This window comes from Clostridium boliviensis (assembly GCF_033342255.1).
GTDB lineage: Bacteria > Bacillota > Clostridia > Lachnospirales > Lachnospiraceae > Lacrimispora > Lacrimispora boliviensis.
Map to the genome: position 1 here is coordinate 59,474 of NZ_JAWONS010000096.1, position 16,675 is coordinate 76,148.

A 16,675-nucleotide genomic window follows, 5' to 3' on the forward strand; every position below is an offset into this window, starting at 1 on the left:
GTAATATTAAGAACTCTTCTACGCATATAATTTAATATCCATGCCACAGGGTTATCAAATAGTAAGATTAAAAATTATTTTTAATATAGGAGATTGTAAAATTGGACCATATAGTAAATGAGAATTATAAAATTTATTTAATAACCATGGATAGAAGTGATCAATTTTGGATGGTTATGGATAATGGTGCCAGAGAAATGGCTGCTATGTTAGGTGTTACATTTGAATGGGACGCCCCCTTAACCAGAGATGTAAATAAACAAATTCAAATATTTAATAATGCCGTAGCAGCAGGAGCAGATGCAATCATGTTAGCGGCAAGTGATCCATTAAAGATTTCAGGATCAGTTGAAGAAGCGAAAGCAAAGGGCGTAAAAATGATTTATGTTGATGCACCAGCGTTTGAAGAGGCAATCACAACTTTAGCTACAGATAATTATTCAGCTGGTAAGATTGCTGGAGAAAATATGTTTTACGAATTAGAGGCAATTGGTGTCACTTATGGTTTAATAGGAATCATTGGGGTAACTCCTGAAAACAGAACGACTGTAAATCGGGAAATTGGATTTCGTGATTATTTTGAATCGTTTGGCAGATACCAGATATTGGATACAATATATACGAATGGTGTCCCTGAGTTAGCAAAACAGGCAACGGAAAAATATATAAGAGACAATCCCAATCTTGTTGGTGTTTTTTCGACGAATGAAGGATCTACCTTAGGGATGGGATACGCTTTGAGAGAATATGAAATAAACATTATCGGTATTGGATTTGATATCACAGAGATAATTCAGCAAATGATAAAAGATAATACAATAAAAGCTGTACTGGTACAAAATCCATTTACAATGGGCTATCTGGGAATGGCTCAGGCAGTTGCAGCATTAAGGGGATTTGATACAGGTCCAAAATTTATAAATACTGGAGTAACTGTAGTTAATACATATACATCAAGTCAAACATTATCATAATTAACTATTTTAAAAGCCAGTTGATGCTGCTTTCTCCTGAACGTCTGAATTTATAAAGGTATGGTTTCAAGAAATCAGGAAAATAAAATAATGTCTTTTATCTATTGAATCATGGCCAATCGTCTTTTATAATTGTAATATTGAGTTTTTGGAAGGAGAACGATACGAATGGATGAAAGTTACATACCAATAAGACTGAAACAGCTTCGGACAAAAAAGGGGATATCCGCCACTGAGATGAGTCTTTTGCTGGGACAGACGGATAATTACATCAGCGATATAGAATCAAAGAACACCACACCATCTATGGAACACGTTCTATTAATCTGTGAATTTTTTGGGATATCGCCGCGGGAGTTTTTTGATGAAGAGAATGCAAATCCCCTCCTGCTTCATAAACTGATTTCAGAACTGACGCCATTAAAAGACCAGGACTTTGACAATCTATTTAACCTTCTTTTAGAGGGTCAGAAAAAGTTAAAAAATTAGCGGCAGAAAAAAGCGGGAAAACGGATCGTTATTGATTCCTGTCTCCCGCTTCCAACACTGATCAAATGGGAATTACGTGATCAAAATCCCACCGGATTGTGCTGCCGCTCTCATTCTTCGTAACCAACAGTTTCTTATCAATCTGTTCTTTCAGTTCACTTACATGAGAGATAATCCCAATCAGTCTGTGTTCTCCCGCCAGTTCCAGAAGGATCCGCACGGCTCTTAATCTGGATTCCTCATCCAAAGATCCGAAACCTTCATCAATGAACATGGCATCCATCCGCACATTCCCTGCCGTTCTCTGAATAATATCCGCCATTCCTAAAGCCATTGCAAGAGCTGCCATAAATGATTCTCCTCCTGACAATGTTTTCACATCCCGTACCTGACCGGTTGCCAGGCTGTACACATCAAGGTCCAGTCCAACCTCCCCCTGCTTTCCTAAAGCGTTTAACTCCCGGCATTGTAAAAGAAACTGACCGTCAGACATGATCTTTAACCGCTTATTGGCAGCATGAACCATCTGATTAAAATACTGACGCTGCACATAAGTCTGAAAATCCAGACTTACGGAAAGCTTTCCATTGGCTGTCTGGTTCAGATTGTGATACAGCTGATATTCCGTCTCAAGTTCCAGCCGTTCCTTCCAAAGCTTCTTTAAATTACCTTCTGCCCGTTCTGCCCGGCTTCGAATCCCTGCAAGTTCAGCCGACTTTAACTGAAGAACCTTTTGCTCCTCCCTTAACGCATATACTTCTTCATCCCAGTGGGATGTATCCACTCGTTCCCTGCCTTTTGTCTGTTCTTTATACTGGTCATAGATTGTCCTGGCAGTGAGACACGCTTCCTCGTATCCCCGTATTTCTTGCTGCCATGCCTTCCTTTGATCAGATGGCATTTTAGCCTGGATGTAATCTGCCTCATCAGAAAAACCCAGCTTTAAAAGCTGCGAGTGGTAAGCCCTTCCTGTGCTCTCCTGTGCTTTGAAAAGTTCTTGTGTGTTTTCTTTTAATGAAGCAAGCCGGCCCCTTTTTTCCCGTTCCTCTTCTGACAGCAGAAGAAACCTCTCATTTGACTTCTTTTCAGCTGTCAGCAGCTGATCTCTTTTGTTTTTTAATCGTTCCTGCTGGAGTTTTGCCTCCTTCTCGTCCGGATAGGGCAGACTTTTTTCCAGTTGCTCCCGTTTTGCAAATAAAGCGGAGTTTTTCACTTTCTTATCCTGCCAGCTTCCACGAAACACTTCCTTTTCCTGTTCCAGTACTGACATACGGCTGATATCATTTAGTCTTTTTTCATTGAGCTCCTTTAAATACGCTTCCGCTTCCCTGGCTCTCTTCTCCTCTTTTTCCGTATTGATTAATAAAAGGCTGGTTTCCTTTTCTTCCGATATAAGACATTCTCCCAGAGAATCCAGATCTGTACAGGGACTAATCCAAAGTCCTGCCTCCTTCTTAATCAATTCTTCCTGGTGACGGCATTCTTCATATTTTTGAACCACAAACAGAGCAGCTTCCGACCGGCGTTCATTGGCTTTATCTCTTGAAATTCTGGCCTCTTCCACCATATTAGCGGTAATGCCGCCTTCTAAAAGCTCTGCCTTTTTAGGATGATGGCAGGAGCCACATACCGGACAGGGTGCTCCCTCTGTCAGTTCCTTTGCAAGTATTCCTGCCTGCTGGGCAAAAAAACTTTGATAATAGATTTGATAATGAGCTTGGGCCTCCTCATAAGCAGCCTGGGAGGCTTTTTCAGACTCCCTTAATTCTGACAGTTCAAGGTGAGCAGAATGAACCTGTTTTAATGCCGCAAACAGCCCCTTAAGTGCCTCTTCCTTTCTCGTAAACTCTTCTTTTAAATATTTCAGTTCCGGAAGTTTTTTCGCGATTTCAGTCAGTGTATCCTGCTGGTTTTCGTATTCTTTTAAGCGCAGACTGACTCGTTCTAACTCATTATCTGCATCCTCAAACTGTTTTTTTGCCTCCTCCTCTTCTCTTTTTTTGGTGCTGCACAATTCCTCCATATTCCTCCAATCCTCATACAGAGGCATGGAGGAATTCAGACGGTCTAAAAGAATCGACAGCTGAGGAACTTCCTTTTCTGACGCTTCCCGGCTTTCAAATGCAGCCTTCTTCACTAAAGCAAGCATTTCCCCTGCATTCTTTAAATCTTCCTCAAGCTGCAGCTCCCGTTTCAAAGCTGCTTCCCAGTCTTTTTTTCTTTCCTTATATTGCATCTCTGCAGTAGAGACCTGCTCCGCCAGTTCCCCTCTTGCAAGCAGCTCCCGTCTTTGCTTCCAGTCTTCATTCTGAAGCTGTAATGCCTCCATACGTTCAGCAGCTTCCTTTCGTTTATCAAACAGGCGGTTTTGCTCCATAGCAAGATTCCTTTTGCTTTCCACGCTGGAGAGACGCTCACTGTTATCTTCCCTTTTATCCGACAGCTTCGTTTCTTTGTCACGGATTTCAGCTAAAATTGCTGACAGGAGGCTGATAATCTCTTCCGTTTTCGTCTCCGGAAATTCCAGCAGATGAACCCACTGATCTTTGTAAACGCTGTCACACAGCAGTTCTAAATTCCCCAGTTCATGAACACAAAGCTTCCGGTTATCCTCCAGACTTCCAGCATAGAAGTTATTTTTTTCCTTTAATTTATACTGAATCCGGCTGTATATCCCTGTGTTAAATATTCTGGAGAAGATCTCTTTTCTCTCTTTGGAGGCAGCATGTAGAAGCTTTAAATAATCTCCCTGGGCTATCATAGCGATTTGTGAGAACTGGCTGGAATCCACACCAATAATTTCTTCAATCTTCTGGTTAATGTCCCGGATACTACCGGCAAATTCCAGACCTGTGGGCAGCAACATGGAAGCTTTTGCAGGAACTGAGATCTGGGTATACTCACCGTCCTTGTTTTTCCTTTTACTGCTTCTTAAATAGGAAGGGCTTCTTGTAATTTCATAGATATCCCCCTGCTCGGAAAAACGAAAGGAAACAAAAGTTTCTATATCCCCGTCTGCATATTGGCTGCGCATCATGGAAGGATCTCTTCGATGTCCGCTTGTTTCTCCAAAAAGCGCAAAGGAAAGCGCATCAAAAATCGTGGTTTTTCCGGAACCGGTGTCTCCGGTAATGAGAAAAATCCCATGCCCGGCTGTTTCAAAATCCACCGTTACCACATCTTTGTAGGAACCAAATGCGGACATCTTCAGTTTCAATGGCTTCATGCACCTTCCTCCTTTGCTTCCTGTACGATTCTCTCCATGGCATGAAAGGCTTCTTCTGTCATCTCTTCCCCTCTCACAGTCCTGTAAAACTGCCGGAATGCTTCCAGAGGATTTAAAACAGGTACACGCTCCTCTTCCTCCATCATTCGTTCCCTGGTGCGCACATTGTCCACCTTCAGTTCCAGCAGATGATCATAGACTTCCTTTAACTGCTCTCTGATCCGGTAAGGCTCGTCCTCATCGGTCAGGGTCACGCTGATAAAATCATGGCAGTTGGCATCATCCGCACGGTTTAGTACCTCCTTTAAGGTTCCTCTTTCACGCCTTACATCCTGAATACCCCGAAGAGGAAGTATCTCATAAGTCAGCGCATCCCCCTTTGCTCCCATATGGATCACAGTGATTCCTTTTTTATGGTGCTCCTCACTGACGGAATATTTAAATGGCGTCCCACTGTAACGGATCCAGTCCTTTGAAACTCTCTGTGGTCCGTGGAGATGTCCAAGAGCCACATAATCGAAGGCCGGAAGCGCGCAAACATCCACACGGTCCAGCCCTCCTGCCATAATGACCGCCTGCTCCGATTCACAGGTTTCAGGATCTGTGCTTCCCCCTGCGTAAAACTGATGGGAAAGCAGGATATTTCGCTCCCCGGTGTCTATATTTTCCCTTGCCAGAACCTCCTTAACCGCATGCTCGTATCCCTGGGGCTGACCGTCCGCAAAGAGATTTCTTACATATCCTGGTTTTAGAAAAGGCAGCAGATAAAAATTAACGGGGCCATTTTCATCAGTAAGTACCACCTTTTTTATGTATTCATTCTGATTCTGGGGCGGCATTACCGACAGATGAATGGAATGCTTTTCCAAAAATGAACCAGCATAGGAGAGTCTTTCAGGAGAATCATGATTCCCGGCAATAATGAGAACAGCCGGCTGGGGGCTGAGCATGGACAGTGCATCTAAAAATCCGCTGAATATGGTATAGGCCTCCGCCGAAGGTGCCGTCTTATCGTAAATATCGCCACAGATTAAGATTGCTTCGGGTTGTTCCGTGACCGCATAATCCACAATCTGCTTTAAAACAGCTTCCTGATTTTCTTTTAAGCTGTAACCATTCAGCTGCTTTCCAATGTGTAAATCGGACAAATGAAAAAATTTCATCGTTCTTCCTCCCCTCTCATTTCCTTCATATGGTTCTGCTGAAAGTATATCATAACTCCTCTGGTTTGTTCTAGATAAATAAAAAATCAGGGTTAAAACAATCCATGTTTTTCAACCCTGATTTTACATTAATACTTATTATAGAAACCAACCCCAACAGCTGATTCAGCCTCATGCAGCTATTTTTTCCTTATTGGAGGATCTGTTTTATATTCTAAACCACAATCTAAAATAATAACTGAGTCAGCAGACTGGCTACAATCAGAATGAGTGCACCGCAGATTCTGGTAGCGATCTGGGCAAACGGCAGAAGTTCCATTCTTCTGGCTGCGGAAAGTACAGCAATATCACCGGTTCCACCCATATTGGTGGTGCAAAGTCCAGCCGTAATTGCAGATTCTACCGGATAGAACCCAACCATATAACCGCCGATTCCGGCACCAATCGATACACTTACAACTACTACAAAAACCAGGAGCAGGTACATGGGAGTGACCGCTTTTGCTACTGCACCTAAATCAATCATAGATATACCGATTCCCACTAAAAGTGCACTGGTCCAGTTCTTCATAACAAACTGGGACCACTGGCGGGCGGAATCCTCGAATTTCACGGGAATAAATCCACACGCCTTGCTGACAGCTACCAGAATAATCATCCAGGCATAAGAATGCACAGCAGGAACAAATTTATTAATAATCACACCCATTAAAAAGAATAACATAGCAGTAATTAATCCAATTCCCAGCTCTTCCAGACTGACAGAAGATTTGTTTTTTTCATTTAAATCAGAATTGTGATTTCTCATAAGACGTCCATTTCCTGTTAATCCTGGCTTTAATTCTCCGAATTTCGCCAGCATACCCGCACCTGCAATTGCCATTACATTACCCAGAGTAGACGCGGGAATCATTCTTGATATTACTGCAGCAGATTCTGTGTGAAGTGCCTCTGCGTACATACCGGACAGCGGAACCACTCCTGCTCCCATACCTCCGCCCATCATGGGAATTGCCACATACATCACTGCATCTATAAAACCATATCCAACCAAAGCTCCCACTACGCCAACGCTTAAGATGGCCACAGTCATTGCACAAAGAGCAACCGGGAGGAACCTGACCGCTGCTTTTAACAGAAGAGACCTGTCCATACCCAGAATACTCCCTGTAATTAATGCTGCTATGTAGAAATTTAAAAATCCGGTTTTGTTCATAAACTGGTCAACATTCTCCACCACATATTCCGGAATCAGCCCCGTATAAACCAGAGCAGCAGACGCAAAAATGCAGACAATCGCACCGCCCCCAAGAAAGGTTTTAACAATGGGAAGATTATTACCAATGATATTAAACAGTCCGCCAAAAATCATCATTACAAGCAGAGCACCGATCATTCCGGACGGAAGCCATTTCATAGCAATAGAAACTGCGGTGACTGCAGTAAAAGCAAGATAAACAGGTAATGAAATTCCCGAAATTTTAATGCTCATAATCTTTTTACCTATAGTGCTTTTTTCATTTTCCATCTTACTTAATAACCCCCTGCTCCACAGCTTTTTTCTTCACCGCTTCTGCAACCTCTTTTGCAACTCGCTCATCAAATGCACCGGGTATAATGTATTCCTCTGTCAGTTCCTCTTCCTTTATAATTCCAGCAATTGCATAAGCAGCCGCAATCTTCATTTCTTCTGTGATATCCGTAGCTTTTGCATCCAGAGCTCCACGGAAAATACCCGGGAATACCAGTACATTATTGATCTGGTTTGGAAAATCAGAACGTCCTGTTGCAATGATCCTTGCTCCGCCTTCCTTTGCCTCATCAGGCATGATTTCAGGAGTTGGATTGGCCATTGCAAATACGATTGGATCCTTTGCCATAGAGCCAACCATTTGGGAAGTAACAATTCCAGGAGCAGAAACGCCAATGAAAACATCTCTTTCTTTCATGATCTCTTTTAAATCACCCCTTTTATTCTCCGGATTGGTGATCTGAGCCATCGCCTTCTGGGCATCGTTCATCCACTCTTCGCCTTCTGCCAGGGCACCTTTTTTGTCAACGAGAATAATATCTTTCATTCCGATGGACAATAAGAGTTTACAGATAGAAATTCCAGCAGACCCGGCTCCATTTATTACAGCCTTAACTTCCTCTATTTTCTTTCCAACAACCTTTAATGCATTGATAATACCGGCGGATACTACAATTGCAGTTCCATGCTGGTCATCATGGAATACTGGAATATTCAGTTCTTCTTTCAAGCGCCGCTCTATTTCAAAACATCTGGGTGCAGAAATATCCTCCAGATTAATTCCACCGAATCCAGGTGCCAGATAGCGGACTGTTTTAATAATTTCCTCTGTATCTTTTGTATCCAGACAAATTGGAAATGCATCCACGCCTCCGAAGGCTTTAAAAAGAATAGATTTGCCTTCCATTACCGGCATTGCTGCTTCCGGACCAATATCTCCCAGCCCCAGTACTGCCGTTCCGTCAGTTACCACAGCCACCAGATTCCCCTTTGCAGTATAGCGGTAAACTTCGGATTTATCATCTCTGATCTTTCTGCACGGTTCTGCAACCCCCGGTGTGTAGGCAGTACTTAGATCCTCTCTGCATTTTACATCCACCTTTGAGATTACTTCGATTTTTCCTTTGTTTTTTTCATGCAGCTCCAGTGCAAGTTTGTTGTAATCCATAACTTTTCACCTTTCCCTTTCGTTGACTTTTTAATATAACCGTATGTTATCACCGGTACCGGCATTTTGAAATCTTGTGAACCTTATTAAAAACTTATGTAAGTAAAGAAAACAGGTTTTAAGATTATCCCGATACTCGTTGATTTTCTTGTTTACATCTACTACAATAGGTTTTGCAGGGGAGGTATGGCATGAGAGAAAAACCATTAGAACACCAGATTTATGTATCCCAGATTTTCAGCATCGTCCTTGCTATTTTACTGGCTTTGGGTGTATCGCTCCATTATAATCTGGTAACCAAACGAAATTCACTGGACATGAACATTAAAAATGCCGGAATCTTTATCTCCGGGATGCCGCAAGTGGCTGACATGTTAAATAAAAAGGAGCCATCCGAAGCATTTAATAATCGTATGGATGAACTGACTAAAGAACTTAATTATATTGATGTAGTCACCATCTGTGATAAAAACAGCATCCGTTTATATCATAATAATAAAGCACTGATTGGAAAAACCTTTGTCGGCGGTGATGAAAGCCCCATCTTACATGGTGCTTCCCCTTATATTACCAATGGAAAAGGGACTCTTGGAAGTCAGCGAAGGGCTTTCTTTTCTGTTAAAAATAAAGAGGGAGAAATCATTGGTTTTGTAATGGTTTCCGTGCTGACCACCAGCATATCCCAGCTTACCAGGAATATTCTTCTTGTCTTTTTTCTCCTGGCACTGGTACTCCTTTCCATAGGCTTTCTTATTTCCGGACTGCTCTATAACCGGCTGAAGAAAATACTTCTTGGATATAAGCCGGAGGAGTTCCGTAAAATACACATTGAAAGAAAAGAAGTGCTGGATGCCCTGGAAGAGGGAATCTTTGCAATTAATACCGAAGGAGAACTGATTCTGATTAACGAATCTGCAAAAAAGATATTGGAACTCCCTTCCATTCCGGAATATGGTACAAAACTGACGGAACTTTATCCGGAAACCAGACTTCCCCACGTCCTTAGGACAGGTACCCCGGAATATAATATCAGTCTGATGATAAAAGGAAAACACATTATATCTAACCGGATTCCCATTATAGATAACGGGAATACCACCGGAGCCGTATCCATCTTCCGCAATAAGACGGAATACACCCGTCTGGCTGAGGAGCTGACCGGAGCAAGATACATGGTAGAGACGCTCCGCGCCTTAAATCACGAGTTCAAAAACAAGCTCCATGTTATTCTTGGTTTTATCGAGATGGGACAGCCTGAAAAAGTAACCGATTTTATTCTTCATACCAGTATGGCCTCCACTGTGGCTGTAAGCGAGGTGACAAAACTGATTCAGGTTTCCAGTATAGCCGCACTTTTAATCGGGAAAATTATCCGTGCAGGCGAACTGGGTATCCGCCTTACCATCAAACCAGACAGCTCCTGTGAAGAGTCAGAGCTTCATCTGCCCGTTGAACTATATATTACCATTCTGGGCAATCTGATTGAAAATGCCATCGAGGAGTTAAATGAACAAAGCAATGGAGTGAAAGAAATTGAAGTCGGGATTAATATATGGAAATCCGGCAGCATCCTTTCCGTTGACGATACTGGCAGAGGAATTCCTGCCAGCATACAGGATAAAATTTTCAACAAAGGCTTTTCCACGAAGGGGAACGGCCGGGGGGCCGGTATGTGCCTGATTAAGGAACTGGTAGATCAGCATCATGGTATCATTGAGATGGAATCTGAAGAAAATACAGGAACTTCATTTACAATCACATTTACAGAGGAGGAGACATCATGTATCAGGTAATCATTATTGAGGACGACCCCATGGTAGCTTCCATTAACAGACAATATGTGGAATTAAACAAATATCTGCGGGTAACCGGTCAGTTTTCCAATGGAAAAGATGCGCTTCATTATTTAAAGGACCATACAGCTGATCTGGCAATTATGGATGTGTATATGCCGGTCATGGATGGTGTGGAACTACTTACCGAGATCCGAAAGCTTCAGAATCATATAGATGTTATTATGGTGACAGCAGCGACCGATGCTTCTCATGTTAAACAGCTTCTGGGACTGGGTGTGATCGATTATCTGGTAAAACCTTTTGAGTACGTCCGGTTTAACCATGCACTGGCCCGGTTTATGGAACATCAGGAGCTTCTTAAACAGGAGACCTTCTCCCAGCAGCAGCTGGATTCCCTTTTTGAAATTTCTTCCGGAACTTCTTCCCAGCAGGACGTCCTTCGCAAGGGCCTCCAGGAAAAGACTCTGGAGATTATTCTATCTTATATGAAGGAGCATCCTGACGATGCGCTCACCAGTGAAACTGTCGCGGAAGAGGTTCATTTATCCCGTGTAACCGTTCGCAGATACATGAATTACCTTCTGGACAAAAAACAGATTGTCAGTGACATTGATTATACCACTGGCGGACGGCCTTCCATTATATACCGGTATGTAAATAGGTAACAGGTGAGAATTCACCTGTTACTCTTTATTTTTGAATGTTTATAATTTCCCGCAGGTATTTTTCAAGCCCTGGAGTAAAGCTGACTCTGACAATTTCTTCATCTTTTCTGGCTTCTTCTTCCTCCCCAGGAGTTAAAGGTATAACGGTTACTCCCCTGTCCACCATTTCTTTTTCCAGTTTCCCTTCTTCTGAAACGATCTCTCTTTTGTTCCATTCAGAAGCCATTCTTCCTGCTTCTCTTAGAATTGCCTGATCTTCTTTACTTAATGAATCCCATAACCGCTCTGATATCATGACAATCCCGGGGCTGAAAACATGGTTGCTTAACAGATAATAGGGAGCTACCTCATAAAAACGGTTGGACAGATAGCCTGGTATGGGATTTTCCGCACCTTCCACATCACCGCTTGCTAATGCATAGTACAGATCCTCATATCGCATGGGAATTGGCTGGGCTCCCAGTGCTGATATGGTGTCCATCATAAGAACAGATTCGGGAACTCTGATTCTTTTATTTTTGATGTCTTCAAGACCTGTGATTGGCTGTGTTGTGAAAATATTTCTGGCACCTTCATCGGTGTAGAACAGACCTACCATATTGGCGCCAATCTCCTGTCCCTCATCTAAAAACGCCCTGCCAAGGTTCTCATGATCCAATACCTTCCACATTCCTTCTCTATCTTCAAAAATATAGGGAAGACCAAATAGATTCAGCTTTTTAAAACCATAGCCAGTCAGTGCATTTGTGTTTGCACGGTATAAATCCAGAAGACCGTTCCCAGTTTTTAAAGAATTTAGAGACGTCTTTTCATCCCCAAGAACCGCACCCGGATAGATATCAACTTTTATTCTTCCTACAGACAGTTCATATACATATTGTGCAAACTTTTCAGCTACCTTTGTATCAATATTGCCCTCAGGGTTTACCTCTCCATATTTCAGGACCAGCTCCGGCTCTGATGGTGTTGCTCTCACTGCCTGGGTTGTTGCCAGTGCCGCTTGTGCAGTCGCCTGTGCTGCTTCTGCTTCTGCCTCCTTTGTCTGTGCGGCCGCTTTGCTGCTTTCTTTTTTTGCACTACCGGAACCACAGCCGTTCAGACATAGTATGATTATGGCAATAAGCATGAAAGCCAGTGGTTTTTTCATATTATTAGCTCCTCCTGATTGCAGAAAATTTCGATCTGTTTTTCTGTTTCATTATGCCCCAAAATATGTATTTCAATTAAAAAAATCTGCCAGGATACCCTAAAGCATATCCTGGCAGAATTTTTCAATCCATTATTTCCAAAAATCTTTCCCCGTATTTTTCATATTTAAAAGCACCTACGCCGGATACAGAAAGCATGTCTTCCCGGGTCCTTGGTTTATGTACGGACATATGGATCAGGGTTTTATCAGAAAAAACAATATAGGGAGGAACTTTTTCCTCTTTTGCGATTTTAAGCCGAAGTGTCCTTAACTTCTCAAACAAGATTTCTTCTTCCGGCGACAGCTTAAGTACCGCTGAACTAGTCTTCTTTCCTTTTTTATTTGCCTTATCAGATGAAACTTTTTCTTCCTCTTTTGCCATTTTCATCCATACAGTCTCTTCTCCATTTAAAACGGCACCTGCCTTTTTCGTCAGCTTTACAATGGCATATTCATCATTGGTAGCAGACAGATATTCATTTAAAAGAAGATGATTCATAACCTGTCTCAGCTTATAGACAGGTACTTTTGACAGAACTGCGTAATGTGGATTCTCATTCATGCGGTAATTCCTGATCTTAGCCGTATTGGCGCCATGCAAAGTATCCATAATCACGGCTGCACCATACCTCTGCCTGCTGGTTTCTGCACACCCGATGATGGCTGCTGCAATATCTGTTACATCCACCGTTTCGAATCCTGTTAAACAATTGGAACAGTTCCCACAGTAATTATCCTTATATTCTCCAAAATAGCGCAGTATATAATCCCTCAGGCAGTCGTTTGTAAAGCAGTAATAGGTCATTTTTTTCAGACGTTCTCTGTCCCGCTCTTCCACAAGCTTACGGGTGACCGGGTCCAGCTCCTGGTTATCCTGATTGCTGTCTATAAACATCTGATTGGTTACCACATCCTTACCGCCATAAAGAAGCAGGCATTCTCCCGGCTCTCCGTCTCTGGAGCATCGCCCCACTTCCTGATAATAGGATTCTAAATTTTTCGGCATATTATAATGAATGACATAGCGGACATTGGACTTATCGATGCCCATACCAAATGCATTGGTTGCCACCATAATAAGACTTTTGTCATAAATAAAATCATCCTGATTCGTTCTCCGTTCTGCATCGCTTAGCCCTGCATGATACCGGGTGGCAGAAAATCCCTCTTTGTTTAATTTCCCACAGACCTCCTCTACCATCTTTCTTGTAAGACAATAGATGATTCCGCACTGTCCCGGATGTCTCTCCACAAAATTTTTCATCGTGGCATACTTATCCTTGGGAGACTGCACACTTAAAAACAGATTGGGCCTGTCATAGCCGGTTGAAACAACAGCAGGGTCCTGCAGCATTAAAATATCAATAATATCCTCTCGTACCGCCTTCGTCGCCGTAGCAGTAAATGCGCTGATGACCGGACGTTTTGGAAGTCTTTCAATAAAATCTACAATCTTTAAATAACTGGGTCTGAAATCCTGTCCCCACTGGGATACGCAATGAGCTTCATCCACTGCCACCATGGAAATCCGGACACTTAAGGAAAATTCCAAAAAATCTTCGGTCAATAACCGTTCCGGTGCAACGTAAATAATGGGATAGCGCCCTTCCCGTGCATAAGCGAGGGCTTTCAGATACTGACTTGGGGACAAAGAACTGTTAAGATATGCAGCGTGAATGCCTGCCTGATTGAGGGAGGCAACCTGATCTTTCATCAGGGAAATCAAAGGGGATATCACTAAAGTAATTCCTTCCGTCATAAGAGCCGGAACCTGAAAGCAGAGAGACTTACCAGAACCTGTCGGCATAATCCCCAGGGCATCTCTCCCTGCCAGAATGCTGTCAATCAGTATTTCCTGCCCTTCCCGGAAACTGTCGTAACCAAAATAGTGCCTGAGTACTTGATATTTATCCATGTAATGTATAATTGTGCTCCTTTTTCTTTATTTTTTTATTATAACATCTTAAGCTGAGTTTTTCCAGATCCCAGGTTCTTAAATTTTGATTCTGGTTATTTATCTGTAATAAAGAAAGAAGCAGGGAAACCACCTCCTCTGCTTCTTTCTTTTGTCGTTATTCCCATCATTTTATAATGATTGAAATCACAGCTTTTCATACATCATTGATTGTTTGAGATTAAATATGAGACCAAAACCAAAAATCAGAAAAAAGCCCCCTATAACTTTTATCGTCTTTTTGATTTGGCTGCCGGGAAAATTTCGAGAAATTTTTCATATGGCATTAACATCATAAACAATCCGATTACTATAAATGCTATGGAAGTAAAAATCTTATCTCCTCCCCTCCTGTTCTATTTAAAAAGATTATACTACAAAAGACTGGGGTTTTTTCGTTCATGTAATATTTAGCACTCTACATGTAATTTTTGGTAAATTCACAAGCTGTTTTCAGCCAGTTTTCAGACTTTTTTTGGTGATTAGGGGAAATTTGGGGTGGAAATTATATTTTTCCAATCAACTCTTTCTGTTTTCCGTCACGAAGGAAAACAGGGATCTGATCGATTTTGGCCGTCTGATAAATGATTTGTCCTCCTTCATATTCCGTTCCATCATAGATCAGGGTCCAGATTGCTCCCTGCGGCAGATAAACCTCCCTTTCATATGTATCCTCATATAAGATGGGCGCAACCAGAATATCTGAACCAAACATATACTGATTGGTCAGATCCCAGCATCTCTCATCGTGAGGGAATTCATAGAACATAGTGCGCATGACAGGCTTGCCGGATTCATGTGCTTCGTTCATCAATGCACGTAAATAGGGACGCATCGCCTCTCTGAAATAAATGTATTTTTCTAAAATAGGTGTGTTTTCATCACCAAAGCTCCATATTTCATTGTCTGCACCGGTTGGCATGGACGGTGTTCCATCTGCATGATTAACTGGTTTTGACGGTGTCCGGTCCCCATGAAGCCGCATAACAGGGCAGAACGTCCCCCACTGGAACCAACGGATAAACAACTGCCTGAAGGAAGAATCTGCAGGATCTCCTCCCATGAACCCTCCGATGTCAGTTGTCCACCAGGCAATCCCTGCTATTCCCATATTCAGACCTGCACAGACCTGCTCTCTTAAGGTCTTCCAATCACTGTGAATATCACCGGACCATACCAGTGCACCATAGCGCTGGCTGCCTGCCCAGGCGCAGCGCAGCAGATTAACCGCTGTATCCATACCCGCAGCAATCTGACCGTCATAAAAGGTTTTGGCATAGAGCTGCGGATAGATGTTTCCAATCTGATTAACCGGTCCCATATAGAATCTGTAATTGTCATACTCATAGGTGGAAAATTCCGGTTCCGCCTCATCAAGCCAGAAGGTTTTAATCCCATAGTCATAATAATTTTTTCTGCATAAATTCCAGACATACTCTCTTGCTTTTGGATTGGTCGCATCAAAGAACGCATTCTCTCCCTGGAACCTCATTGCTATGGGAACTCCCCTCTCTGATTTTACCAGCAGGCCTTTCTGTTTCATTTCTTCATAATTTTCACTGGTTAAATTCACCTGAGGCCAGACGGAAACCATAAGTTCAGTTCCATATCCATTCAATTCCTCAACCATGACCTCTGGATCCGGAAAATCGTTTTCATCAAAACGATAATCGCCGCATTTCGGCCAATGGTAGAAATCAATCACGATCACGTCTATGGGAATTCCTCTTTTATGATATTCTCTGGCAACGTTTAAAAGCTCTTCCTGATTCCAGTATCTTAGCTTGCACTGCCAGAATCCCAGACCATATTCCGGCATGGGAGGAGGTGTCCCTGTAGCTTTTGTATAAGCTTTAAGAATTTCTTTCGGAGTATCACCTGCAGTGATCCAGTAATCCATCTGCTTCGTGTTCTGTGAATACCACTGGGTAACATTTTTCCCAAAAGAAGCCGTTCCGACTGCAGGATTATGCCAGAAAAAGCCATACCCTTTATCCGACAGTACAAACGGAACAGAGGCCTGAGAGTTTCTGTGGGCAAGCTCTAAAATGCAGCTTTTTACATTTAAAACTTCCTGCTGATACTGTCCCATTCCGTACAGCCGTTCTGACTGGTCTGAGGCAAAGGATACTGTCAGCTCATAATCCCCTCCCAGTCTGGGTTTAAAATCTCTGGTTTTTTTATTAAGGGCTCCACCGAATCTTTCTTCCTCCAGCAAAAGTTCCCCTTTCTGGTTAAAAAAGCTTACCAGACACCGTTTGTGCCAGTCATCCACAGATAAAACTGCGGTAATTGATCCGTTAGTAATCTCTCCGTTAAACCCATCTTTAATTACAATCTCAGCTGGCTTAAATGGCGGGGGAAGAAGTGCGTAATCCGTATCTTTGATATCCCCCATCATCACAGCTCTCACCCGCAGGGAATTTTCACCCCACGGTTCAATTCTAAGGGTTTCTCCGTCATTCTCAAAAATAATAGCTTCCTGTTCCTCTCTGATATAGTTCATACTTTGCATGCCCC

At 42.6% G+C, this 16,675-nt stretch carries 11 protein-coding genes; 4 read left to right on the forward strand and 7 right to left on the reverse strand.

The genetic code is table 11. The features are described 5' to 3' along the window. Positions 1-101: 101 nt before the first annotated feature. Positions 102-974, forward strand: coding sequence for a substrate-binding domain-containing protein (locus RZO55_RS03575; protein WP_318062910.1), 873 nt, complete (start codon positions 102-104; stop codon positions 972-974). A gap of 168 nt (positions 975-1,142) precedes the next feature. Further along, positions 1,143-1,463 (forward strand): helix-turn-helix domain-containing protein, encoded by a 321-nt coding sequence (locus RZO55_RS03580; RefSeq protein ID WP_318062911.1) that lies wholly within the window; start codon positions 1,143-1,145, stop codon positions 1,461-1,463. Positions 1,464-1,524: 61 nt separating this feature from the next. On the opposite strand, the gene RZO55_RS03585 is transcribed toward RZO55_RS03580, so the two are convergent. The 4 genes from RZO55_RS03585 to RZO55_RS03600 form a co-directional block, all read right to left on the reverse strand. Then, the gene (locus RZO55_RS03585; RefSeq protein ID WP_318062912.1) at positions 1,525-4,689 is read right to left on the reverse strand and encodes an SbcC/MukB-like Walker B domain-containing protein; all 3,165 of its coding nucleotides are present in this window, start codon (positions 4,687-4,689) and stop codon (positions 1,525-1,527) included. Beyond that, positions 4,686-5,852 (reverse strand): exonuclease SbcCD subunit D, encoded by a 1,167-nt coding sequence (locus RZO55_RS03590; protein ID WP_318062913.1) that lies wholly within the window; start codon positions 5,850-5,852, stop codon positions 4,686-4,688. The genes RZO55_RS03585 and RZO55_RS03590 overlap by 4 nt, the downstream gene beginning before the upstream one ends. A 226-nt stretch (positions 5,853-6,078) precedes the next feature. Continuing rightward, positions 6,079-7,380 carry a 2-hydroxycarboxylate transporter family protein gene (locus tag RZO55_RS03595; RefSeq protein WP_318062914.1) on the reverse strand — a complete coding sequence of 434 codons (1,302 nt, stop codon included), beginning with the start codon at positions 7,378-7,380 and terminating at the stop codon, positions 6,079-6,081. Position 7,381: 1 nt separating this feature from the next. Continuing rightward, entirely contained in the window at positions 7,382-8,551 is a 1,170-nt protein-coding gene (locus tag RZO55_RS03600; RefSeq protein WP_318062915.1) for an NAD(P)-dependent malic enzyme, read from the reverse strand. A 191-nt stretch (positions 8,552-8,742) separates the two neighbouring features. Here RZO55_RS03600 and RZO55_RS03605 point away from each other — a divergent pair, with 191 nt between their 5' ends. Together RZO55_RS03605 and RZO55_RS03610 are read left to right on the forward strand one after the other, a co-directional pair. Further along, positions 8,743-10,344 carry an ATP-binding protein gene (locus RZO55_RS03605; RefSeq protein ID WP_318062916.1) on the forward strand — a complete coding sequence of 534 codons (1,602 nt, stop codon included), beginning with the start codon at positions 8,743-8,745 and terminating at the stop codon, positions 10,342-10,344. After that, positions 10,332-11,012: a response regulator gene (locus RZO55_RS03610; protein ID WP_318062917.1), complete on the forward strand. Its 681-nt coding sequence runs from the start codon at positions 10,332-10,334 to the stop codon at positions 11,010-11,012. Before RZO55_RS03605 ends, RZO55_RS03610 begins: the two co-directional genes overlap by 13 nt. Before the next feature lie 25 nt (positions 11,013-11,037). Here RZO55_RS03610 and RZO55_RS03615 read toward each other — a convergent pair whose 3' ends face one another. The 3 genes from RZO55_RS03615 to RZO55_RS03625 form a co-directional block, all read right to left on the reverse strand. Next, positions 11,038-12,159 (reverse strand): TRAP transporter substrate-binding protein, encoded by a 1,122-nt coding sequence (locus RZO55_RS03615; protein WP_318062918.1) that lies wholly within the window; start codon positions 12,157-12,159, stop codon positions 11,038-11,040. Positions 12,160-12,283: 124 nt separating this feature from the next. Continuing rightward, a complete protein-coding gene (gene recQ, locus RZO55_RS03620; RefSeq protein WP_318062919.1) occupies positions 12,284-14,116 on the reverse strand; it encodes a DNA helicase RecQ in 1,833 nt (610 codons plus the stop codon). A gap of 544 nt (positions 14,117-14,660) precedes the next feature. Further along, positions 14,661-16,661 (reverse strand): glycoside hydrolase family 31 protein, encoded by a 2,001-nt coding sequence (locus tag RZO55_RS03625; protein WP_318062920.1) that lies wholly within the window; start codon positions 16,659-16,661, stop codon positions 14,661-14,663. Positions 16,662-16,675 lie beyond the last annotated feature (14 nt).